Below are 21,902 nucleotides of genomic sequence, written 5' to 3' on the forward strand. Positions count from 1 at the left end.
TCAATGAACCTCTTCCAGATCGTCATGCAGCAGCCCGAAGATCTTGCGCTTCATGTCGATGAACGAGCGCTCCATGACCATGTCCAGAGTCCGTGGGCGTTCGATCGGCACGTCGAGAATCTGCTTGATCCGCCCAGGCCTGGCGCCCATCACGTAGACCCGGTCGCCGAGCAGAACCGCCTCGTCGATATCGTGGGTCACGAACAACACGGTCTTCTTGCTGTTACCCCAAACCCGCAGCAACAGCTGCTGCATTTGCAGGCGGGTCTGGCTGTCGAGCGCGCCGAACGGTTCATCCATCAGCAGGATCTGCGGATCATTGGCCAGCGCCCGGGCAATCGCCACACGCTGCATCATGCCGCCGGACAACTGCTTGGCGTAGTTGTCGGCAAACCCGGTAAGGCCGACTTCGTTGACGTAGTAGTCGACGATTTCCTTGCGCTGTGCCGCCGCCATGCCGCGACGCTTGAGACCGAACTCGACGTTCTGGCGAACCGTCAGCCACGGGAACAACGTGTAGCTCTGGAACACCATGCCGCGATCCGCGCCCGGCCCCTGAACTTGCTGGCCACCGACGTAGATCTCGCCTTCCGTGGGCTCGTTGAGGCCGGCGGTGAGGTACAGCAGACTCGACTTGCCGCAGCCCGAAGGCCCGACCAGCACGGCGAATTGTTGATCCGGAACCTCGAACGACACCTGCTCCAGTGCGGTGAACATGCCACCGTCAGGTTTCTGATAGCGCAGGCTGACCTTGTCCACTTGCAGCCTTGGGGCGGCCTGTACCGGCGCGGCCGAGGGTGTGACGAAGCGAGGGTTGACGGCGCTTACTGAGCCCATGCGGCGATCCTCAGACGTAGGAAACGAAACAGTTGATCGGTGACCAGGCCCAACAGGCCGATGATCGCGATTGCCAGGAAAATCACATCCACTTGAAAGCCACGCATGGCTTTGAGGCTCAAGTAACCCAGGCCACTGGAAGCGGCGACCAGCTCAGCGACCACCAGGTAGGTCCAGGCCCAGCCCATGGTCACGCGCAAGGTGTCGAGCACACCCGGCAACGACGCCGGGGCGATCACATGCAGCACCGCATCGCGACGATTGGAACCGAGGGTATAGGACGCATTGATCAGGTCCTTGGAGATGCCCTTGGACACGTCCGCGATCATCACCAGTTGCTGGAAGAACACACCAAAGATGATCACCGAGACCCGTTGCTCCAGGCCGATACCAATCCACAAAATGAACAGCGGCACGAACGAGGTCACCGGCAGGTAGCGGATGAAATTGACCATCGGTTCAAGGAAGGCCTGAACGATGCGGAAGCTGCCCATCAACAACCCCAGCGGCACCGCCACCAGCGACGAGACAACAAAACCGACCACTACCACTTCGAGGCTGGCCCACACATGCAGACCGAGTGTGCCGTCGCGACTCAAGCGCACGGCGGCCTCAACCACCGCGCCCGGCGTCGGCAGGAACATCCCCGGCACCACGCCACCGTAAGACAACCCGGCCCACAGACCGATCAATAGAACCCAGGCCAGACCGCTCGCGCTCCAGATGACCTGCACCGGCAGGCCAGTCTTGGGCGTGATGCAGCGGCTCAGCCATGAATTGCGCTTGAACATGCAAACCTCCTACAGCGGGCTGACGAAACGGTTGTCGATCAGGTCGTCATTGCTGACGTTGTAGGGCTTGCCCTGCAATTCACTGGCGGTTTCGTTGGCCAGTTTGATCAACGGTGCGCTGTCGCCCGGCTTGCCTGGCGAGCCGAGCAGTTTTTCGCTCATGGCCTGATCGTAGAAGCGCACGCCTTGCGCGGCGGCGGCCAGTTCCTTCGGATCGGCGAGGTAACCGCCGACGCCTTTGGCCATGATTTTGTAGGCTTCTTCTGGGTGTTCCTGGGTGTATTTCACCGCTTTGTACAACCCGGCGACCAAGGCTTTTACGTCTTCTGGCTGCTTCTCGATGACCGAGCAGTTCAGCGCAACCACGTCGACAATCACGCCCGGCGTGCTGCTGCTGTCGATCAACACCTTGCCTTGCTGCTTGTCACGGACCATCGACAGATGCGGCTCCCAGGTCACGGCGGCCGGCACGCGACCGGCGATGAACGCGGTCGCGGCGTCGTCAGCTGTCATGTTCTGCACGGTGATGTCGCTCATGGTCATGCCGTGTTTTTTCAGCAGATACGACAACCAGAACTGCGAGGTCGACCCTTCGTTCACCGCCACCGCCTTGCCTTTGAGCTCCTGCAAACTCTTGACGTCCTTGCCCACCAGCACGCCGTCGCCACCATGGCTGTCATCCAGTGCGGCGACCGCTTTGAAGCAGAATTGCGGACGGTATTTCAGCACTTCGTCGATGGTCGACGCCGAGCCCGACAATTCGCCCGAGGCTTGGGCGGCCATGTACATCGACGCTTCTTCGACGACGGGCAATTCAACGGTCAAACCGTTTTCCTTGAAGTAGCCCAGGTCCTGGGCGAGGTAGAGGGTGCCGTAACCGACCCACGTGGTATGGCCGATGGACAGGGTGCCGGCCTGGGCACTTGTCGCGACCGTGGCGGCAATGGCGGTGACCGCCAGGGGATGAGCGAAACGGGTAAGCAAGGACTTGATCATGGAGCACTCCCAAAGCTGTTGATTTAGTTTTGATGGGCAGTACGGCCAGGAGCCTGATTGAAGCGGCTACCGGCGGTCTCTGATGGACCTCTTGGTGAGCAGCGTTCGGCTGACTGGCGAAGTCGATGTTGGCCCAAGGCCGGGAATAGGAAAATCAGGAAATATGTCGTTGGGAGTGATGAAAAAACTGGGTAGTGCGCACGGTCAAAGGGCATTGCGGGCGGGGATGCCCAAGGAGGGTGCAAGACTGAAAAAGTGTAGCGATTGGACAATAGCTATCGCGGGCAAGCCCGCTCCCACAGGTCCTGTGCCGTACCAAATTTTCGCAACCGACACACATTTCTGTGGGAGCGGGCTTGCCCGCGATAAGGTCCGCAGGACCTTCCAGCAATGTCAGAGGCGACCGTATTCCTGAGCCGTGCGATCCACCGCTTTCAGGGTTTTACCCACCAGTTCATCAACCTCTTCCCGAGTGGCAATCAACGCTGGCGCCATGATCATCCGCCCCAGCGTCGAGCGAATAATCACGCCCTCTTCAAAGCCGATCGTGCGGCAACGCCAGGCGATGTCGTTCTCGTTGGCAAAGCGCTTGCGGCTGGTTTTGTCCTCGGCCAATTGCAACGCCGCGACCATGCCGACGCCTTGAATATCGCCCACCAACGGGTGATTGCCGAACACCTCGCGCAAGCACTGTTGCAGGTACGGGCCGATGTCATCCTTGACCCGCGTCACCACCCCTTCATCACGCAAGGCCTTGAGGTTGGCAATCGCCACCGCCGCCGCTACCGGGTGCCCGGAATAGGTCAGGCCGTGGGCGAACACCCCGCCCTGCTCCACCAGCACCTGGGCCATTTTCTTCGACAGGATCAGCCCGCCCATGGGGATGTAACCCGAAGTCAGGCCCTTGGCGATGGACAAGGTGTCCGGCTCGAAACCGAAGTGTTCATGGGCGAACCATTCGCCGGTGCGACCAAAGCCGCCGATCACTTCGTCGGCGCACAACAGCACGTCGTACTTGCGGCAGATGCGCTGGATTTCCGGCCAGTAGCTCTCTGGCGGAAAGATCATCCCGCCCGCGCCCTGGAACGGTTCGGCGATGAAACCTGCGACCTTGTCGGCGCCCAGTTCGAGAATCTTCGCTTCCAGTTGCTGCGCGGCCCGCAGGCCAAATTCAGCCGGCGTCAGGTTACCTTCGTGGGCGAAAAAGTACGGTTCATCGATGTGTTCGATGTCGGGAAGCATGCCGCCCATTTCGTGCATGAACTTCATGCCACCGAGCGCCGTCGCGGCCAGGGTCGAACCGTGGTAACCGTTCCAGCGCCCGATCATGACTTTCTTCTCGGGCTTGCCGAGGATCGTCCAGTAACGGCGCACGGTGCGAATCAACACCTCGTTGGCCTCGGAGCCGGAGTTGGTGTAGATCGCGTGGCTGTAGTGCCCCGGCAGCAGGCTGAACAGCAGCTCCGACAGCTCGATGACCTGTGGGTGGGTGGTGTGGAAAAACATGTTGTAGTACGGCAGTTGTTCAAGCTGCTGAGTCGCCGCCGCCGCCAAATCCTTGCGCCCGTAACCGAGGTTGGTGCACCACAACCCGGACATGCCGTCCAGATAACGCCGACCGTCGTTGTCCCACAGGTGCAGGCGCTCGCCACGCACCATCACCCGGGGTCCTTCGTCATTGAGTGCCTTTTGATCGACGAATGCGTGGATGTGGTGCGCAGCGTCGGCGGCCTGGTAGTCGCGGGTTTCACGTGGTGATGTCATCGCCAGTTCTCCGTTTTGTTATTAGCGGCTGTTATGAGCGCAGCTGAAACCAGGTGGTTTTCAACTGGGTGTATTTATCGAATGAGTGCAGCGACAAATCACGGCCGAAGCCCGACTGTTTGCCGCCACCGAAAGGCACGGTAATGTCCAGCGCATCGACGCTGTTGACCGACACGGTGCCCGCTCGCAATTGCCGCGCCACACGGTGGGCGCGATTGAGGTCGTCGGTCCACAGCGAAGCGGCCAGACCGTAGACGCTGTCGTTGGCCAGTTGCAAGGCGTGTGCCTCGTCATCGAACGCCGTCACGGCCAGCACCGGGCCGAACACTTCGTCGCGAAACAGCGGCATGTCCGGGCTCACGCCCGTAAAAATCGTCGGTTGAATGAAGTTGTCAGAGCCGTTGAAGATCGACTGCCGGCCACCGCACACTTTTGTCGAACCCTGACGTTCAGCCTGTTGGATGAACTTCATGATGCGCGCGGTCTGGCGGCTGTCGACAATCGCCCCGGCGCCGCTCGCCGGGTCCAGCGGATCACCCGGCAGCCAGCGTTCGGCCTGCGCCATGAGGCGCTCGACAAATTCGTCATGAATCGAACGCTCCACCAGCAATCGCGAGTTGGCCGAGCAGACTTCGCCCTGATTGAAGAAGATCCCGAACGCGGCTTTCTCGGCGGCCAGGTCAAGGTCCTGACAATCGGCGAACACCAGGTTCGCGCTCTTGCCACCGCACTCCAGCCACACCTGTTTCAGGTTCGATTGCGCGGAATACTGCATGAAGTATTTGCCGACTTCGGTGGAACCGGTGAACACCAGGCAATCCACGTCCGGGTGCAAACCGAGGGCTTTGCCGGTCTGCTCGCCGAGGCCGGGCAGCACGTTCAACACGCCTGCCGGCAAGCCTGCTTCGAGCGCCAGTTCGGCCAGGCGCAACGCAGAGAACGGTGATTGCTCGGCGGGTTTGAGAATCACCGAATTGCCAGCGGCCAAGGCCGGCGCGAGTTTCCACGCGGCCATGTCCAGCGGGAAATTCCACGGCACCACGGCAGCGACCACGCCCAGTGCTTCACGGGTGATGGTCGCCAGGACGTTTTGCGCGCTGGGAGCCACCTGATCGTAAAGTTTGTCGAGGCTTTCGGCGTACCAGCGAAACACCCCGGCGGCGCCCGGCACGTCGATGTTGTAGGCGTCCATCACCGGTTTGCCCATGTTCAGCGAGTCCAGCAGCGCCAGTTCTTCGCGGTGGGTCATGATCAGGTCAGCCAGGCGCAGCAGCACTTGCTTGCGCTCAATGGGCGAACGCGCCGACCACGTGCCGGCGTCGAACACCTGTCGTGCATTGCTGACCGCAGCGTTGACCTCTTCGTCGCCGCACGCGGTGACGTTGGCCAGGCATTGGCCAGTGGCGGGGTTGATCGCGGCGAACGTCTGGCCGGACTGCGCAGCACGAAGTTTGCCGTCGATCACGGCCCGGTCGGGAAACTGCAGCGCAGCGGCTTTGTGTTGCCAATATGCAAGCTCGAACACGTTCAGATGCTCCAGGGGCTTTTCTTGTGATTGGATGGTGGCCCAGCCCCGTGTCCACGAAAAATAGTAAAAATGTTTTCGCAGACCATGAAAAAACTGGGCAGCCAACCTCCCCCGTGGCGCGGTATGTGGTTATTGTTCAGGCACAACAACACCGTCGTCAGAACGGACGCAGTCGGCGCGAATATTGCCTGGATGCCTGGATCATCCACCCCGAGGTTTGCCGTGGCTGCCTACAACTTGCGTCAACTGAAATACTTCATCACCACCGTCGAATGCGGCAGCGTCGCCGAGGCCTCGCGCAAGCTGTACATCGCCCAGCCGGCGATCTCCACGGCCATCAAAGGCCTGGAAGACAGCTTCGGCGTGCAATTGCTGATCCGTCATCACGCCCAGGGCGTGTCCTTGACCCCGAGCGGTGCGCGCTTCTACCGCAAGGCTCAGGAGCTGCTGCGCATGGCCAAGGAGTTCGAACAGAACGCCCTGGCCGACAACGACGTGGTGGCCGGGCAAATCGATATCGGCTGCTTCGAAACGGTCGCGCCGCTGTACTTGCCGCAACTGATCGCCGGGTTCTCGGCGCTGTATCCGGGGGTGAAAATCCGCATCCGCGACGGCGAGCAGCAAGAGCTGGTGCAAGGCCTGACGTCGGGCACCTTCGACCTGGCGATCCTGTACGAGCACGACCTCGACGCCACCATCCAGACCGAACCGCTGATGCCGGCGCAGCGACCTTATGCGCTGCTGCCGGCGGATCATCGCTTTGCCCAGCTCAAGCAAGTGTCGCTGCGCGATCTGTGCCTGGAGCCGATGATTCTGCTGGATGTGCAACCGAGCCGGACCTACTTCGTCAGCCTCTTCGAAGAATTGAACCTGTCGCCGAACATTGCCTTCAGCTCACCGTCAATCGAGATGGTCCGGGGCATGGTCGGCCAAGGGTTCGGCTTTTCGATCCTGGTCACGCGGCCGCATTCGGAGTGCACCTACGACGGCCAGAAAGTGGTGTGCGTGGACATCGTCGAAGACGTCACCGGCTCAGGGCTGGTGGCGGCGTGGCTCAAGCGCGGGCAACTGACCAAACCGGCGCAGTTGTTTGCCGATTATTGCCGGGAGCAGTTGACCGCCAAGGCCCAGACCAAACCTTGATCGTTATTTGATCGTTCCCACGCTCCGCGTGGGAATGGATCCCGTGACGCTCCGCGTCACAAAGGCGGACGCAGAGCGTCCATGGCGGCGTTCCCACGCAGAGCGTGGGAACGATCAGAGTAAACGTTACTTACGGGGTTTGATCCGCGCCGTCGCTTCGGCCACCAGCGGATCGTCCGGCCAATAGTGCTTCGGATACCGCCCCTTCAAATCCTTCTTCACATCGGCATAGGTGCTGCGCCAGAAGTTCGCCAAATCCTGCGTCACCTGCACCGGGCGCCGCGCAGGCGACAGCAGGTGCAGCTTGACCACTTGCCGGCCACCGGCAATGCGCGGTGTCTCGGCCAGGCCAAACAGTTCCTGCAAACGCACCGCCAGAATCGGTGGCTGTTCGCTGTAGTCCAGACGAATCGAAGAACCCGACGGTACGCTCAGATGATGCGGCGCCTGCTCATCCAGCCGTTGCGGCAGCGGCCACGGCAGCAGGTTGTGGACGATGCTCGACAAGTCCAGATTGGCGAAATGACTCAGTCGCGAGACTTTGCCCAGATACGGCATCAGCCACTGTTCAAGATTTGTCAGCAGGGCGACGTCGCTGACATCCGGCCACTCACTGTCGCCCTTGCCGGCAAGGTCCAACTGGCGCAACAACGCGACCCGCGCCTGCCACTGACGCAGCTCCGGCGTCCATGGCAACAGCTCCAGGCCTTTGCGCCGCACCAGGTTCACCAAAGCCTGGCTGCGAGCGGTTTCATCAAGGCCGGTCAACGGTTCGCGGCTGAGGATCAACTCACCCACCCTGCGCTGACGCTCGGCGCGCAACACGCCTTCGCGCTCGTCCCAATCCAGTTGATCGACGTTGCGCACTTGCTCGGCGAGCACCGTGTCGAACAGTGCCGGATCGAAATCCGCCGCCAGATAAATTCGCTCTTCACGCTGGCCCTGACGACTGCCGAGATCGGCGATCACCAGCCACGGTTGCTTCATCAAACTGTCCGCTTCGGCGAACAGCGCCGCACGGCCGTTGGCCAGGCGATATTCCGCGCCACCGGCCCGTCGTTGCTGGGCCACGCGGTCGGGATAGGCCAGCGCCAGCAACGCACCGAGCCAGCGTGAATGATCGGGATCGCTGACCGGTTCCGACGCTTTGCCGCGCAAATAACCACGATATTGCCGCGCCAGTTGCCGGGCGCGCTGAACACCGCCCTGCGCCCCCCGCGCGGCTCGCTCTTCGCCGGACAACAACACCAGACGACTGTGCAGATCCGCCCCGGCACCGCGCAAGATATCTCGCTCGCCGAGCAATGCCGCGACATCGCAGGCCATGTCGGCCAAACCGAGCGCCTGCCCGCGCAACAGCAAATGCGCGATGCGCGGATGCGCCGGCAGTTCGGCCATGGCCTGACCGTGACGGGTCAATGCGTCGCCATCCAGCGCGCCCAGACGATCCAGCAAATCCTGCGCCTGTGCATAAGCAGCGGCCGGCGGTACATCCAGCCAAACCAACTGACCCGGTGTCACGCCCCAGCGTCCCAGTTGCAACGCCAGGCCCGCGAGATCGGCCGAGAGAATTTCCGCACTGGCATACGCCGCCAGTTGTTCGTGTTGATCCTGCGACCACAGGCGATAACACACGCCCGGCTCCAGCCGTCCGGCCCGGCCCGCGCGTTGAGTGGCACTGGCTTTGGAAATGCGCTGGGTGTCGAGGCGAGTCATGCCGCTGCCGGGGTCGAAACGCGGCACTCGCGCCAACCCGGCATCAATGACCACGCGCACGCCATCGATCGTCAGGCTGGTCTCGGCGATGTTGGTCGCCAGCACCACTTTGCGTTTGCCTGCGGGTGCCGGGTCGATCGCGGCTCGCTGCGCGGCCAGGTCCAGTTCGCCGTGCAATGGGCAAAGCAGCACCGGCGTGTTGTCGCCCAGCGCATCGGCCAATTGTTGATGGACTCGACGGATTTCCGCTTGCCCCGGCAGGAACACCAGAAGGCTACCGGTTTCATCGTTCAAGGCCTCGAGGACGGTTTGCACCAGGCGCGGCTCGATGAACTCACCTGACTGAAACGGCCGGCCCCAGCGCATCGCCACCGGGTACATGCGCCCTTCACTGCGCAGGATCGGCGCGTCGTCCAGCAACCCGGCCAGGCGTTCGCCTTCCAGGGTTGCGGACATCAAGAGGATTTTCAGCGGTTGATCGTCGCGAAACAACTCCCGGCCATTCAGGCTCAGGGCCAACGCCAGGTCAGCGTCGAGGCTACGTTCGTGGAATTCGTCGAAGATCAGCAAACCCACGCCTTCCAGCGCCGGGTCATCTTGCAGGCGCCGCGTGAGGATGCCTTCGGTGACCACTTCGATGCGGGTGTTGGGCCCGACTTTGCTGTCCAGCCGAATCCGATAGCCGACGGTTTCACCGACCTTCTCGCCCAACTCACTGGCCAAGCGCTCTGCCGCCGCCCGCGCCGCCAAACGACGCGGTTCAAGCATCAGGATGGTCTGCCCGGCCAGCCAGGGCTCATTGAGCAAGGCCAAGGGCACGCGCGTGGTTTTACCGGCACCGGGCGGTGCTTCGAGCACGGCTTCGTGGCGTGTCGCCAAGGCTTCACGCAGGGCGGGTAAAACTTCATCAATCGGCAAAGAATTCATGCTGGCTCCCAAACAGAGCGGCGAGTATAACGACGAACTGCTCGGTGTTTGTCGCGGTCCTAATTCATAACAACGATGCTTCGTTTTCCAGATGACTCAGGAGTTTTTCCATGCGTGTTCCCTTTCGCTTGATTGGCGGTGTATTGGTCGCGACCCTGCTGACCCAGGTTACGGCGTGCGGCTCGATTTTCTATCCCGATCGCCGTGGGCAAATTGACGGCAAGATCGACCCGGCTGTCGCGGCGCTGGATGCTGTGGGCCTGCTGTTCTACATCATCCCCGGCCTGATCGCCTTTGCCGTGGACTTCGCCACCGGGGCGATCTATTTCGAGCCGGGCAAGACCGCGCAGGTTGCACCGGAAAAACTCAAGGAAGCGATCGGCGCCGACGGCAAGGTCGATAATCACAAGTTGCAGACTATTCTCGAAACAGAATTGGGCCGCAGCTTTCCGCTGGACGACCCACGCCTGATTCAACACAAGGGCAGCGCCCAGCAACTGGCCATGTTCGGCCTGCAACCTGCCGCGTAATCGATGCCCCCAAAGGAAAATGCCGCCCCTATGAATTCCAGCTCCGAACACGCCCGCCTGCTGCGGCTGGCGACCCGTGCCTCGGTGGCGGTGGCCTGTACGCTGATCGTCGCCAAAGGCATCGCCTGGTGGTTGAGCGGTTCGGTGAGCATGCTCGCCGGATTGACCGACTCGACGCTCGACGGCGTCACCTCGCTGCTCAACTTGCTGGCGGTGCATTACGCCTTGCGCCCGGCCGATGACGATCACCGTTACGGGCATGGCAAGGCCGAGTCGCTGGCGGGCATGGCTCAGGCGCTGTTCATTGGCGGCAGTGCGGTGCTGATTGCCCTGCAGGCCTTTGATCGGCTCCAGCATCCCGTACCGGTGGAAGCACCGTGGATCAGCATCGGGGTGATCGTGTTTTCCCTGGTGCTGACGCTGGCATTGCTGATGCTCCAACACCGGGTGGTCAAGGCGACGGGCTCCAACGCGGTGCGTGCGGACTCGCTGCATTACCGTTCGGATCTGCTGCTCAACGGCAGCATTCTGGTGGCACTGGTGCTGGCCGGGTTTGGCTGGCATCAGCTGGATGCGTGGTTTGGCCTGGGCATTGCCATCTACATTCTGTGGAGCGCGATTCAGATCGCACGGGAAAGTTTTACGGTGTTGATGGATGAAGAACTGCCGCCCGAAGTCAGCCAGCACATGCTCGAACTGGCCTGCAGTGTGCCGGGGGTTTTAGGGGCGCATGACCTGCGCACGCGGATTTCCGGCAACCAGTGGTTCGTGCAATTGCACCTGGAGTTGCCGGGAAGTTTGACGCTGTCTGTCGCCCACGGCATCAGCGACCAGGCGGCCGATGCGATTCATGCCGCCTACCCGAAAGCCGAAGTGCTGGTGCACGCCGACCCGCAGGAAGTGGTGCTGGCCGCCAAGGCTCAGAACGTGACCTGATAACCGCGACTGCCGAGGCAATTACCCTCGGCTTGTCGGTAGGCCTGGACCACCGCTGAGTCCGGTTGGTAGGTAGCGGTTCGCGGGTCGAAGCCACTCTGCTGCACCGCGTATTGGTAGCACTCGTAACCGTCTCGACTGATCTGCTCCGGCGACTGCCCGTTGGCCGGATACGCCTCCACGTCATAACTATTGCTGGCCGGTTGTTGCGCTTGCGGGCCTCCAACCGGAGGCTCGACCACCATGTAATCCTGAGTGCTCTCCTGATAGGCGTAATACGAGCCGGCCGCCAGAAACAGCATCGACCCGCCAATCAAGACTTGCTCGGCATAGTCAGGCAAATAGCTGACACGAATCCCGCGCGGCGGTTGCACCACGACATAGTGCGGCCCCAGCGGGCGATACCAGTAACCGCCGGAATAGAAGTAATCCATGCCACGGTAAGGCACGCGGTATTCGCGGTCTGGAAAGCGATCAATTTCCTGACCCGGACGGTATCGCGGCCCTGGTCCCCAGCCATTGCCATGCCCCGGCGGACGACCGCCCTGCCAGTGATTGTCATTGGTCGGCGCACCGGTGTAACCATTCCAGTGCTGGTTGTAATCGTTACGCCGAGGCACATCCTGATAGTAACCACGCTGCGGTGGCTGGGTCTGGCGCACGGTGTCGGGGCGGCTGTGGATCGGCGGGTCAATCGGCAGGTCATTCGCTGGCAATTGCGGCGGCGGTGGCGGCGAGCGAACCCGGCTGTTGAAGTCCGGCGCAGGATGGTTCTGATTTTCCCGCTGGCCGTTGTTTTGACCCTGACCGTTGTGCTCGAACTGGCGGCTGTTGTCGCCACGAATGATGTCGTTGTTCTGCGGGTGCGGCTGATTGTTACCGCCATGCCCCTGACCGTTGCCCTGATGACCGCCGCCCTCATGCTGCCCGCCTTCGGGACCACGGTTTTGTTGATCATCGGCCAGTGATTGCGCAGTGACACCGACACACAACAAACCAACACCGGCCAAACGCCAGATGCGCGACTTCATGCTTTTCCTCACTACGGGTTAGGGCCTGTACGTAAGACTGGGAAAGTTCAGGCCGGTTCTGAAACAGGTTATCAGTCGCGAAACTTATTTATTGAGGGCCGTGCAGAAATCGCAGGCAAAAGAAAAGGGAGACCCGTCGGCCTCCCTTTGAGAACTTCGTCCGTGCTCGACGCTTATGACGTCGGCTCACCTCACCCCGTCTTTTGGACAGTGTGCAGCTCGGGGGCCGGCACATCCCCGGTGGGGGTGGCGGCCGCGGCTGGCCTGATTGGGCGAGCCGCTGTGGACTGTTTGTCCGAGCAGTGATTCTGGTGATAAGAATAGGCCTGGGGCGCCGGCAGAGGATTGCGAAGATTGCTCAAATAAACATCACTTGCGCAATTTTTAACCTTGGATAGATAATCTGCCGCAATAGTTACGACAAAGGCCTCATTGATGAGCAAACTCGACCGATACGACTTGAGCATTTTGGCGGAATTGCAGCGTGATGCGCGCATCTCCAACCAGGAGCTGGCCGAACGCATCGGCTTGTCCCCCTCGCCTTGCTCGCGCCGGGTCAAGCAACTGGAGGACGACGGCTACATCACCCGCCAGGTCGCCCTGCTGGACCGTAAAATGCTCGGCTTGAGCCTGACGGCTTACGTGCTGATCGGCATGGACCGGCACACCCCGGAACGCTTCGAGAACTTCGAAGCGGCGATTCGTACATTGCCGCAAGTGCTGGAATGCAGCCTGGTGACCGGGATGGATGCCGATTATCAGCTCAAGGTGGTGGTGCCGGACATGGATCACTATCAGAAGTTACTGCTGGGGCACCTGACCCGGATTGAAGGGGTCACCAGCGTTCGTTCGAGCTTTGTGCTGAACCAGGTACTCAACAGCACTGAATTGCCCCTGACGCATCTGCGCAACTGAAGACGCTATCGCGAGCAAGCTTTGCTCCTACAGATTTGGTGCGGATTCGTGGCAGATGCAAACCCGCAGGAGCATGGCTTGCCCGCGATGGGGCCGGCACAGGCGACGAATAGCTGCGACACACCGCCGCAGGCCAATACTGTACGCAGCCAGCGAGGCGTATACTCCCCGCGCCCTTTTAGCCTCGCCCGCGCTGGAGATGTTCGATGGATCCTGCAGTATTTGAAGAGTGGATGATGACTGGCCTTGTCAGCATTCTGATCATTTTCATGGGTTTCATCGTCTGGGATCTGGCGAAGAAGTCCAAGGCCGGGCGCTTTGGCTCGTTCATTCTGTTCTTTGTTCTGGGTCTGGGCGTGGCCGCGTTCGTGATCAAAAGCGTGGTGATCGGCCTGATTGAATCCGGCACGTTATAAACGCGCCGGCACTTCCTTCCACTGGCCCTGATCGAGCCCTTCGATCGTCCAGTCACCTATCCTGACCCGCACCAGACGCAATGTCGGCAAGCCGACCGCTGCCGTCATGCGCCGCACCTGACGATTGCGCCCTTCACGAATCACCAGCTCCAGCCAGCTTGTCGGCACACTCTTGCGAAAGCGCACCGGCGGGTTGCGTGGCCACAGCTCCGGTTCTTCCAGTTGCCGCGCCTCGGCCGGCAAAGTCATCCCGTCGTTAAGTTCGACGCCGTCACGCAAACGCTGCAACTGCTCGGCACTCGGCTCGCCTTCTACCTGCACCCAATACGTCTTGGCCAGTTTGTGTTTCGGATCGGCAATACGGGCTTGCAACTGACCGTCGTTGGTCAGCAGCAACAAGCCTTCGCTGTCGCGGTCCAGGCGTCCGGCCGGGTAAATCCCCGGGATCTCGATGTAATCCTTGAGCGTCGCCCGCCCTTCGCCGTCGCTGAATTGCGTCAGCACATCAAACGGTTTGTTGAACAGGATCAGCTTCGGCTCGGCCGGCGGCGCCTTGGCGACACGACGCGGGGCTGAGGAAGGAGTATTCGCGCCAGGACGGCGAGGTGCGGGACGTGGTGGACGAGGCATGGGGAAAGGAACATCTAACGGTCAGGGCTGCTAATGCTAGTGCCCTGACCGCCAAATGACCATGACAACCGTTAGCGGAACGGCGGCTCGTCGAAGCTGCGCAGCTTGCGCGAGTGCAGCGAGTTGAGCTCGGTACGCAGCAGATCCACCGCTTCGATGCCGATCTTCAAGTGCTGGCTGACCGCACGTTCATAGAAGGCGTTGGCCGAGCCCGGCAACTTGATTTCGCTGTGCAGCGGCTTGTCCGAGACGCAGAGCAACGTGCCATACGGCACCCGCAAGCGATAACCCTGGGCAGCGATAGTGCCACTTTCCATGTCCACCGCCACGGCGCGGGACAGGTTGATCAACGGGCGCTCCTGAGCCCAGCGCAGTTCCCAGTTACGGTCGTCATAAGTCAGTACGGTGCCGGTGCGCAGGCGTTTTTTCAGTTCATCGCCTTTCTCGCCAGTGATGTTGGCCGCCGCTTGTTGCAATGCCATCTGCACTTCAGCCAGCGCCGGAATCGGAATGTTCGGTGGCACGACCCGGTCCAGAATCCCGTCGCGGCGCATGTACGCGTGAGCCAGCACGTAGTCACCAATGGTCTGCGACTGACGCAAGCCACCGCAGTGACCGATCATCAGCCAGCAATGCGGACGCAGCACCGCCAAGTGGTCGGTGATGTTCTTGGCGTTGGACGGGCCGACGCCGATATTCACCAGCGTCACGCCATGGCCATCGCTGGCGATCAGGTGATAGGCCGGCATCTGGTAACGGTGCCACACCACACCGGCGGCAATCGCCGATGCTTCGCCGTGGTCCATGCTCTTTTCGATGATCACGTTGCCCGGCAAGATCATGCGCACAAAACGCGGGTCGCTGCGCAATTGCTCCAGACCATGGACGATGAACTGATCAACGTAGCGGTGGTAGTTGGTCAGCAGGATCCAGGGCTGCACATGACGCCAGTCACTGCCGGTGTAATGCACCAGGCGGCGCAGGGAGAAGTCCACCCGCGCGGCGTCGAACAGCGCCAGCGGCAGCGGGTCGGTGTTTTCCCAATCGTACAAGCCATCGGCAATGCCGTCGGTGGCCGCAGACAAGTCGGTACTCGGGAACACCCGCGCCAGCACGGCAGCGGTCACGCCGGAACCGGCCAGCTCATCGCCCTGCTCGACCACGTACGGGTAAGGAATGTTTTGCTGGCTGATACCGACTTCCACGGTCACGGTGAAGTCGTGCATCAACGGCACCAGCTGTTCCAGCAGGTATTTGCGGAAGGCGGCCGGATGGGTGACGGTGACGCTGTAGGTGCCGGGCAGTTGAACCTTGGCGTAGGCGCGCGTGGTCTGCGGGACTTCGCCCTGGCAGTGATAGGTCAGACGCAGTTCGGGATAACGGAACATCGCCCGCTGCTCGGCGTCCGGCTCGACACGATCCTTGAGGTATCGCTTGAGCGCCTGATTCAACGCGGTGGTTGCACGATTGTGCAAGAGCGCAAGCCGGTCCACGGCTTGCTCGGCGGTTTGAACGATAATAAAAGCTTCGGTCACGATCAGCATCCTGTGTTCTGACTTGCAGACCTTCATCTTGCCTGCATCGTCGCTTCACGGGAACAGTCGTGTTTGGGCAATACATCAATAGTCAGGCACAGGCAGAACCTGTGGGAGCGGGCTTGCCCGCGATAGCGGTGTGTCAGACACCATTAATGTTGAATGTCAGACCGCATTCGCGGGCAAGCCCGCTCCCACAGGGTTTTGCAACGGTCAAAAACCCTGCGGGGTCGACCGGGCGACGATTGCTTCCACATCCAGCCCACGTGGCAACGCGCCATACACCCGACCGGCCGAACCGAGCCGGCTGACGATAAACGCATCACTGACCGCCGCATTGCCCGCCTCCAGCAACAGCTTGGCCTGAAGCCCCAAGGCAATGTCTTCGGTGAACTGGCGGGCGCGGTATTGAATGTCGCTGGTGTCTTTGAACTGCGCCTGCAATTGCTGGATGTGCGCGGCCAAGCGTTTATCGCCATGACCGTCGCCCAGTTCACTGAACAGCACATCAAGCACACCCGGTTCTTTGGACAAGGCTCGCAGCACATCCAGGCACTGCACGTTGCCGGAACCTTCCCACGTCGAATTGACCGGCGCCTCTCGGTACAGACGCGGCAGGATGCTTTCTTCGACATAGCCAGCGCCGCCCATGCATTCGGCCGCTTCGTTGATCATGGCGGGCGCGCGTTTGCAGATCCAGTACTTGCCCACCGCGGTAACCAGCCGGGCGAATTTGGCTTCGTGGCTATCGTCCAGATGGTCCAGTGCCTTGCCCATGCGCAGGCTCAAAGCCAGGGCGGCTTCACTTTCCAGCGCCAGATCGGCCAGCACGTTTTGCATCAAGGGTTGTTCACTGAGCACCTTGCCACCGACTGTACGGTGGGCGCAGTGGTGACTGGCCTGGGTCAGGGCCTGGCGCATCAGTGCGCTGGAACCGACCATGCAATCGAAGCGGGTCATGGCCACCATTTCAATGATGGTCGGAACACCCCGCCCTTCTTCGCCGACCATCCAGGCCAGCGCCCCGCGAAATTCCACTTCGCTGGAGGCGTTGGAGCAGTTGCCCAATTTGTTCTTCAAGCGCTGGATGTAGAACTGATTGCGCGTATCGTCCGGCCGGTGGCGCGGCAGCAGGAAACAGGTCAGGCCCTTGTCCGTTTGCGCCAGGGTCAGGAAGGCATCGCACATCGGTGCCGAGCAGAACCACTTGTGCCCCACCAACTCGTAAGCCTGCCCCGGACCACTGGCGTCCACCGGATAGGCCTTGGTGGTGTTGGCGCGCACGTCGGTGCCGCCCTGCTTTTCGGTCATGGCCATGCCGATGGTCACACCGGCCTTGTGCGCCATGCCAACGTTGCGCGGGTCATATTCGGTGGCGAGGATTTTCGGCAGCCATTGATCGGCCAGATCCGGTTGCAGGCGCATCGCCGGAACGCTGGCGAAGGTCATGGTCAAAGGGCAGCCACTGCCGGCTTCGGCCTGGCTGTGCAGATAACTCATGGACGCACGGGCCACATGCGCCCCTGTCTGCGGATGCGCCCAGGGCAACGAGGTCAGCCCGTGTTCGACGGCGGTGCGCATCAATTGGTGATAGGCCGGGTGGAATTCCACCAGGTCGATGCGATGACCATAACGGTCATGACTGACGAACACCGGTTTGTTCTGATTGGCCAGGAACCCGGCGTCCATCAGTGGCCCGCCCGCCAAGGCGCCATAGGCGTCGATCCGCGATTCGGCCCAACCGGCCCCGAAACGCCGCGACCATTCCTGCAGCGGAAGGTCGATGCGATAGAGGTTGGTACCGTCCAGCGACGGTGGCTGGTTGGTGACTTCGTGGGTTTCAGCGAACTGATGCAGGTTCATGACGGGGGCTCCTTTGGGTCAGCCAAGGGGTTCAGTTAAGCACTGCACCGAGGCTGAACAAAGTGGCATATCCGCCTAACTGTCGGCGCTTTCGCCCTGCCTTGGACACAGCACCCGACGATAGAGCGCGGCCTGCAAGTCCTCGAATTTCACCGGTTTATTCAGGTAGTCGATCATGTCACCGGTCGGGCAGCGTTCACGATCAACACTCAGCGCCACCACGAACACCGGCAAATGAGCACAGCCCGGCAAGGCGCGGATCTGGCAGCACAGGGAGATACCGTCCAGCGGTGGCAACTGACAATCGACCAGCACCGCATCAAAGGTTTCAAGCTGCAACTGGTCGAGGGCGGCCAGACCGTTGTCGGCCGAACGCACCCGGAACCCGAGCTTGAGCAACATGCCGCGCATCACCAACTGATTGACGCTGTTGTCATCCACCAGCAACACGTTGCAATCCTTTGGCAAGCGCAACCCCGGGACCTCGCGATTCATCGACGGTAAGGCCGGGCGTTCCACGACAGTCACTTCTACGTCGACATCCAGCTGGAAACGACTGCCACTGCCGGGTTCGGAGCGGTGAGTCAGGCGCCCACCGAGCAATTCGACCAGTTGCCGACAAATCGCCAACCCCACGCCCAAACCGCCATATTCGCGGGTCATCGAACCGTCGAGCTGGAAGAAACGCTGGTACATGGTCGCCTCCCCCAGGTCGGTAAAACCGATGCCCGTGTCGATCACTGCAAATGACAACGACAGCCGACCGTTTTCCACCGGTTTGCCCGTCACCCGCAGCGCCAGCCCGCCGACCCGGGTGAACTTGATTGCGTTGTCCAGCAGGCATTCCAGGCATTGCGCCAGCTTTGCGCTGTCGCCGTGCAGGCGATCCGGCAGTCCCGGCGTGACGTCGACTTTGAAATCCAGCGACTTGCTCGATGCGTTGCCCTCGAACTGCGCCCGCAAGCCATCGACCACACCCCGCAAGCTGAACGCCGCCGGGGTGGCCTTGAGTTTGCCGGCCTGCAATTCGGTCAGCGTCAGGATGCCGTTGACCATGCGCATCATGTCCCGCGCCGAACCGGCAGCGGTTTGCTGGTATTGCTCCAGCTCAGGGTCCATCTCGACGGTCTGCATCAACTCCAGCGAACCGATCACGCCGTTCATGGGGGTGCGCAATTCGTGGGTCAAGGTGGCAAGGAATTCATCCTTGAGCTTGTTACTGTGAGCCAATTGCTGGTTCAACACTTCGAGCTTTTGCCCCGCATCAAACAGCGTTTGTGCTTGCTGCTCGCGCATGGCGTTGATGCGATCGGCCAAGGCCAGCGACAGCAGTGCGACTTCAATCGCCGAGCCGATCTGGCTTGAATACATGGTCAGGAACACGTTGGGCAGATAACCCAGCACCATCATCGTGTTGACGATGCCACCGAGCAAAAACGCCGACCAGGCAATGATGAAATACCGCGCCACACGCAGGCCGCGCAACCAGGCACACAGCCCGGCGGCAAAAATCACCACGGTGAAGGACAAGGCCAGGGCGGTGGCCAGACGCAAGGCCAGGGCATAGCTGGCCATCAACGACAACCCGATCACCGTCGCGCTGAATGCAATCAAGGCCAGCAACAAGCGATCGAGCCAGCGACCATAGGACCCGGTCTGCAAGAAGCTTCGAGCAAACTGACTGCCGAACAGTCCGGCGCAGCCGATGAAGAACGGTGTTGCCGCGTTGGCCCACCAAGGATTGTCCGGCCAGAAATACTCCACGGCCGCGCCATTGACCGACAGTTGATACAGACCGAACGAGGCGATGTAGAAGATGTAATAGAGATAGCTGGTGTCACGCACGCTCAGGTAGATGAACAGGTTGTAAACCAGCATCCCCAACAACACGCCGTAGATCAGCCCCAGCACATAAAGCCGCACGGGCTGCTCTTCGAGAAAAGCGGTGCTCGACCACAAGGTCACCGGCGCCTGGATGGAGCCTTCGCTTTGCAGGCGCAGGTACACCGTTTGTGCCTGGTCAGGTGTGAAGTTCAAATCGAACAGGTAGTTGTTCTGGCGGATCTCACGCGTGGCAAACGGCAAGGCATCGCCCGTCTGCCGGGCCAGGCGATAGTCACCGCCGGCATCGGGCAAGTACAGATCAAGGTGATCGAGCGGCGGATAGGCCAGTTCAAGAAGCCAGGTGCGTTGTACTGACGGGTTGGTCGGACGGTAATGCAGGTCGATTTTCAGCCAGAACACCGAGCGCGAGTACCCGGCATTGAGGGTGGCTTTATCGTGGGGTTTGAAGTTTCCAGCCGCCGCTTGCGCAAGAACATCGGCGATGGTCGCCTGACCGTCCGCGTCTTCGTACACCTGCATGACTCGGCCCAGGGGAAGGCTCTGGGTAGATTCATCGAACTCGATGGCGCTCGCCATGAGGGGCAAGCAAAGCAGCAACATCAGCAAATAGCGCATTTAAGCCCCAGCGTGGCCTGTCCGGTTATCTCAGGAAGCCCCTCATTCCCTTTGAGTAGACGTAAAACCGGCATTACCTGTTATTGGTTTGGATCCACTCTAGCATAGCCGTTGATGGCCATTGAACACCATTGAATTTTTTTCGCAGAGGCTCTAGCACGGGCGTTCCAGCGACAAATTTTGCGCAAAACCAGCTTGATTGGTCAGGTTGTATCAATGCATCGGCCGTTTTACACATTCCTGTAGCAGCTGGCGAAGCCTGCGTCCGGCTGCGCAGCAGTCGTTAAACCTGAATTCGCGGTCTGTCTGATTGACCGCGTTGTCTGGGTTTACGACTGCTGCGCAGCCGGACGCAGGCTGCGCCAGCTGCTACAAGTCCGTCTCATGACTCGCTGGTCGACTGGTGGTAAGCTCGCGCACCATGAATATCTACAGCTCTCGCCCCGTTGTCCTCTGTCTCTCCGGCCACGATCCAAGTGGTGGCGCCGGCTTGCAGGCAGATATCGAAGCCTTGCTCGCGCAGGGTTGCCATGCGGCCCCGGCCGTCACCGCCCTGACCGTGCAAGACACGGTCAACGTCACTGACTTCCGCGTCCTCGACCGTGAGTGGGTGTTGGCCCAGGCCAATGCCGTGCTCAACGACTCCGAAGTCGCCGCCGTCAAACTGGGCATGCTCGGTTCCCTGGAGATGGTCGACACCGTGGTCGAACTGCTTCAGGCGCACCCGCACCTGCCGGTCGTCTGCGACCCGGTGCTGCGCGCCGGCGGTGGCGGACGACTGGGCAAGGACGAAGTCGGCTACGCCATGCGCGAACGCCTGCTGCCCCTGTCCATCATCGCCACCCCTAACCTTCCCGAAGCGCGCATCCTCGCCGAACTGCCAGAAGGCACGGCCGACGAATGCGCAGAAAAACTGCTGCCGTTTGTCAAACACCTGCTGATCACGGGCGGTCATGGCGACGAACACGAAATCCACAATCGCCTCTACAGCCGCGACGGCCACCGCGAAACCTTTACCTGCCAGCGCTTGCCCGGCAGTTATCACGGTTCCGGTTGCACGCTGGCCAGCGCGTTGGCCGGTCGTCTGGCCCTGGGTGAAAACCTCGCCAGCGCCGTGCAGACCGCGCTTAACTACACATGGCGAACCCTGCGTGATGCGGAGCAACTGGGCAAAGGCCAGTTCGTGCCGCGCCGCCTGCCTCTGGATTTCTGTTCGTAACTTTTGATGCGTAAAGCGCCGAGGCTTGTCCGATGAAACTACGTGGCCTGTACGCCATTACCGATAGCCAGTTGCTGGCCGGTAAATTTCTTTCGTACGTGGAGGCGGCGCTGGAAGGCGGCGTCACCTTGCTGCAGTACCGCGACAAAAGCAGTGACGAGGCCCGCCGATTGCGTGAAGCCGAAGCACTGCGCGATCTGTGCGATCGCTACAAGACCCAGTTGATCATCAACGACGACGCCGAACTCGCTGCCCGCCTGAACGTGGGTGTGCATCTGGGACAGACCGATGGTCCGCTGTCTCCGACCCGCGCCTTGCTCGGCTCCAAGGCAATCATCGGTTCGACCTGCCATGCGCAACTCGAACTGGCCGAACAAGCCGCCAAAGAAGGTGCGAGCTACGTCGCCTTCGGCCGCTTCTTCAATTCGAACACCAAACCCGGCGCACCCACTTGCAGCCTTGACTTGCTCGACCAGGCTCGCCGCACATTGCACCTGCCAATCTGCGCGATTGGCGGCATCACCCTGGAAAACGCCGCCCCGTTGGTGGCCCACGGGGTTGATCTGCTGGCGGTCGTCCACGGTCTTTTTGGCGCCGAGAGTACGGCTGAAGTGACACGCCGCGCCCGCGCCTTTAACGAACTACTTAAAATCTGATTTGAGAGC

Annotated in this window: 18 protein-coding genes; 7 read left to right on the forward strand and 11 right to left on the reverse strand. The window is 61.0% G+C overall.

Annotation, left to right across the window (positions count from 1 at the left end; translation table 11 throughout):
- The 5 genes from C7534_RS15865 to C7534_RS15885 all read right to left on the reverse strand — a co-directional run bounded on the left by C7534_RS15865 (position 1) and on the right by C7534_RS15885 (position 5,913).
- Positions 1–837, reverse strand: a complete 837-nt coding sequence (locus C7534_RS15865) for an ABC transporter ATP-binding protein (protein WP_077431220.1) — start codon at positions 835–837, stop codon at positions 1–3.
- Positions 825–1,628 carry an ABC transporter permease gene (locus C7534_RS15870; RefSeq protein ID WP_046028679.1) on the reverse strand — a complete coding sequence of 268 codons (804 nt, stop codon included), beginning with the start codon at positions 1,626–1,628 and terminating at the stop codon, positions 825–827. The genes C7534_RS15865 and C7534_RS15870 overlap by 13 nt, the downstream gene beginning before the upstream one ends.
- 9 nt (positions 1,629–1,637) lie before the next feature.
- Positions 1,638–2,624, reverse strand: coding sequence for an ABC transporter substrate-binding protein (locus C7534_RS15875; protein ID WP_046028681.1), 987 nt, complete (start codon positions 2,622–2,624; stop codon positions 1,638–1,640).
- Between the two features lie 393 nt (positions 2,625–3,017).
- Complete coding sequence (locus C7534_RS15880) at positions 3,018–4,388, reverse strand: aspartate aminotransferase family protein (protein ID WP_109786332.1); 1,371 nt, start codon at positions 4,386–4,388, stop codon at positions 3,018–3,020.
- Positions 4,389–4,419: 31 nt separating this feature from the next.
- The gene (locus C7534_RS15885; RefSeq protein ID WP_109786333.1) at positions 4,420–5,913 is read right to left on the reverse strand and encodes an aldehyde dehydrogenase; all 1,494 of its coding nucleotides are present in this window, start codon (positions 5,911–5,913) and stop codon (positions 4,420–4,422) included.
- 225 nt (positions 5,914–6,138) lie between these two features.
- Here C7534_RS15885 and C7534_RS15890 point away from each other — a divergent pair, with 225 nt between their 5' ends.
- Complete coding sequence (locus tag C7534_RS15890) at positions 6,139–7,059, forward strand: LysR substrate-binding domain-containing protein (RefSeq protein ID WP_046028870.1); 921 nt, start codon at positions 6,139–6,141, stop codon at positions 7,057–7,059.
- Between the two features lie 126 nt (positions 7,060–7,185).
- Here the strand turns inward: C7534_RS15890 and hrpB are convergent, their stop codons facing one another.
- A complete protein-coding gene (gene hrpB, locus C7534_RS15900) occupies positions 7,186–9,702 on the reverse strand; it encodes an ATP-dependent helicase HrpB (RefSeq protein WP_109786335.1) in 2,517 nt (838 codons plus the stop codon).
- A 110-nt stretch (positions 9,703–9,812) separates the two neighbouring features.
- Here hrpB and C7534_RS15905 point away from each other — a divergent pair, with 110 nt between their 5' ends.
- Both C7534_RS15905 and C7534_RS15910 read left to right on the forward strand, forming a co-directional pair.
- Positions 9,813–10,232, forward strand: coding sequence for a hypothetical protein (locus tag C7534_RS15905; protein WP_046028688.1), 420 nt, complete (start codon positions 9,813–9,815; stop codon positions 10,230–10,232).
- Positions 10,233–10,262: 30 nt separating this feature from the next.
- A complete protein-coding gene (locus C7534_RS15910) occupies positions 10,263–11,168 on the forward strand; it encodes a cation diffusion facilitator family transporter (protein ID WP_077431215.1) in 906 nt (301 codons plus the stop codon).
- On the opposite strand, the gene C7534_RS15915 is transcribed toward C7534_RS15910, so the two are convergent.
- Positions 11,153–12,199, reverse strand: coding sequence for a DUF6515 family protein (locus C7534_RS15915; protein WP_109786336.1), 1,047 nt, complete (start codon positions 12,197–12,199; stop codon positions 11,153–11,155). The genes C7534_RS15910 and C7534_RS15915 overlap by 16 nt on opposite strands.
- A 435-nt stretch (positions 12,200–12,634) precedes the next feature.
- Between C7534_RS15915 and C7534_RS15920 the strand changes: the two genes are divergently transcribed.
- Positions 12,635–13,114, forward strand: coding sequence for an Lrp/AsnC family transcriptional regulator (locus C7534_RS15920; RefSeq protein ID WP_030129517.1), 480 nt, complete (start codon positions 12,635–12,637; stop codon positions 13,112–13,114).
- Positions 13,115–13,320: 206 nt separating this feature from the next.
- Positions 13,321–13,530 (forward strand): DUF2788 domain-containing protein, encoded by a 210-nt coding sequence (locus C7534_RS15925; protein ID WP_007937369.1) that lies wholly within the window; start codon positions 13,321–13,323, stop codon positions 13,528–13,530.
- Here C7534_RS15925 and C7534_RS15930 read toward each other — a convergent pair.
- The 4 genes from C7534_RS15930 to C7534_RS15945 all read right to left on the reverse strand — a co-directional run bounded on the left by C7534_RS15930 (position 13,525) and on the right by C7534_RS15945 (position 20,018).
- Positions 13,525–14,160, reverse strand: a complete 636-nt coding sequence (locus tag C7534_RS15930; RefSeq protein ID WP_027924272.1) for a pseudouridine synthase — start codon at positions 14,158–14,160, stop codon at positions 13,525–13,527. The two genes, C7534_RS15925 and C7534_RS15930, sit on opposite strands and share 6 nt — an antisense overlap.
- A 71-nt stretch (positions 14,161–14,231) precedes the next feature.
- Positions 14,232–15,731 carry an AMP nucleosidase gene (amn, locus tag C7534_RS15935; RefSeq protein WP_175648968.1) on the reverse strand — a complete coding sequence of 500 codons (1,500 nt, stop codon included), beginning with the start codon at positions 15,729–15,731 and terminating at the stop codon, positions 14,232–14,234.
- A gap of 177 nt (positions 15,732–15,908) precedes the next feature.
- The gene (locus C7534_RS15940) at positions 15,909–17,558 is read right to left on the reverse strand and encodes an acyl-CoA dehydrogenase family protein (RefSeq protein ID WP_109786337.1); all 1,650 of its coding nucleotides are present in this window, start codon (positions 17,556–17,558) and stop codon (positions 15,909–15,911) included.
- 75 nt (positions 17,559–17,633) lie between these two features.
- Positions 17,634–20,018, reverse strand: coding sequence for a hybrid sensor histidine kinase/response regulator (locus C7534_RS15945; RefSeq protein WP_109786338.1), 2,385 nt, complete (start codon positions 20,016–20,018; stop codon positions 17,634–17,636).
- 421 nt (positions 20,019–20,439) lie between these two features.
- Here C7534_RS15945 and C7534_RS15950 point away from each other — a divergent pair, with 421 nt between their 5' ends.
- On the forward strand, positions 20,440–21,237 hold the full coding sequence (locus C7534_RS15950; RefSeq protein ID WP_109786339.1) for a hydroxymethylpyrimidine/phosphomethylpyrimidine kinase: 798 nt from the start codon (positions 20,440–20,442) through the stop codon (positions 21,235–21,237).
- Between the two features lie 32 nt (positions 21,238–21,269).
- Positions 21,270–21,893 (forward strand): thiamine phosphate synthase, encoded by a 624-nt coding sequence (thiE, locus tag C7534_RS15955; RefSeq protein WP_109786340.1) that lies wholly within the window; start codon positions 21,270–21,272, stop codon positions 21,891–21,893.
- Positions 21,894–21,902: the final 9 nt, after the last annotated feature.

Origin of the sequence: Pseudomonas sp. OV226 (assembly GCF_003148705.1) — a bacterium.
Taxonomy (GTDB): domain Bacteria; phylum Pseudomonadota; class Gammaproteobacteria; order Pseudomonadales; family Pseudomonadaceae; genus Aquipseudomonas.

What these genes read in the sequence shown, in the direction of transcription:
- C7534_RS15925 (WP_007937369.1), top strand. Translation starts at nt 13,321, where the DNA reads ATGGATCCTGCAGTATTTGAAGAGTGGATGATGACTGGCCTTGTCAGC.
- C7534_RS15910 (WP_077431215.1), top strand. Translation starts at nt 10,263, where the DNA reads ATGAATTCCAGCTCCGAACACGCCCGCCTGCTGCGGCTGGCGACCCGT.
- C7534_RS15905 (WP_046028688.1), top strand. Translation starts at nt 9,813, where the DNA reads ATGCGTGTTCCCTTTCGCTTGATTGGCGGTGTATTGGTCGCGACCCTG.
- C7534_RS15945 (WP_109786338.1), bottom strand. Translation starts at nt 20,018, where the DNA reads ATGCGCTATTTGCTGATGTTGCTGCTTTGCTTGCCCCTCATGGCGAGC.
- hrpB (WP_109786335.1), bottom strand. Translation starts at nt 9,702, where the DNA reads ATGAATTCTTTGCCGATTGATGAAGTTTTACCCGCCCTGCGTGAAGCC.
- C7534_RS15920 (WP_030129517.1), top strand. Translation starts at nt 12,635, where the DNA reads ATGAGCAAACTCGACCGATACGACTTGAGCATTTTGGCGGAATTGCAG.
- C7534_RS15940 (WP_109786337.1), bottom strand. Translation starts at nt 17,558, where the DNA reads ATGAACCTGCATCAGTTCGCTGAAACCCACGAAGTCACCAACCAGCCA.
- C7534_RS15880 (WP_109786332.1), bottom strand. Translation starts at nt 4,388, where the DNA reads ATGACATCACCACGTGAAACCCGCGACTACCAGGCCGCCGACGCTGCG.
- C7534_RS15865 (WP_077431220.1), bottom strand. Translation starts at nt 837, where the DNA reads ATGGGCTCAGTAAGCGCCGTCAACCCTCGCTTCGTCACACCCTCGGCC.
- amn (WP_175648968.1), bottom strand. Translation starts at nt 15,731, where the DNA reads ATGAAGGTCTGCAAGTCAGAACACAGGATGCTGATCGTGACCGAAGCT.
- C7534_RS15875 (WP_046028681.1), bottom strand. Translation starts at nt 2,624, where the DNA reads ATGATCAAGTCCTTGCTTACCCGTTTCGCTCATCCCCTGGCGGTCACC.
- C7534_RS15915 (WP_109786336.1), bottom strand. Translation starts at nt 12,199, where the DNA reads ATGAAGTCGCGCATCTGGCGTTTGGCCGGTGTTGGTTTGTTGTGTGTC.
- thiE (WP_109786340.1), top strand. Translation starts at nt 21,270, where the DNA reads ATGAAACTACGTGGCCTGTACGCCATTACCGATAGCCAGTTGCTGGCC.
- C7534_RS15870 (WP_046028679.1), bottom strand. Translation starts at nt 1,628, where the DNA reads ATGTTCAAGCGCAATTCATGGCTGAGCCGCTGCATCACGCCCAAGACT.
- C7534_RS15930 (WP_027924272.1), bottom strand. Translation starts at nt 14,160, where the DNA reads ATGCCTCGTCCACCACGTCCCGCACCTCGCCGTCCTGGCGCGAATACT.
- C7534_RS15950 (WP_109786339.1), top strand. Translation starts at nt 20,440, where the DNA reads ATGAATATCTACAGCTCTCGCCCCGTTGTCCTCTGTCTCTCCGGCCAC.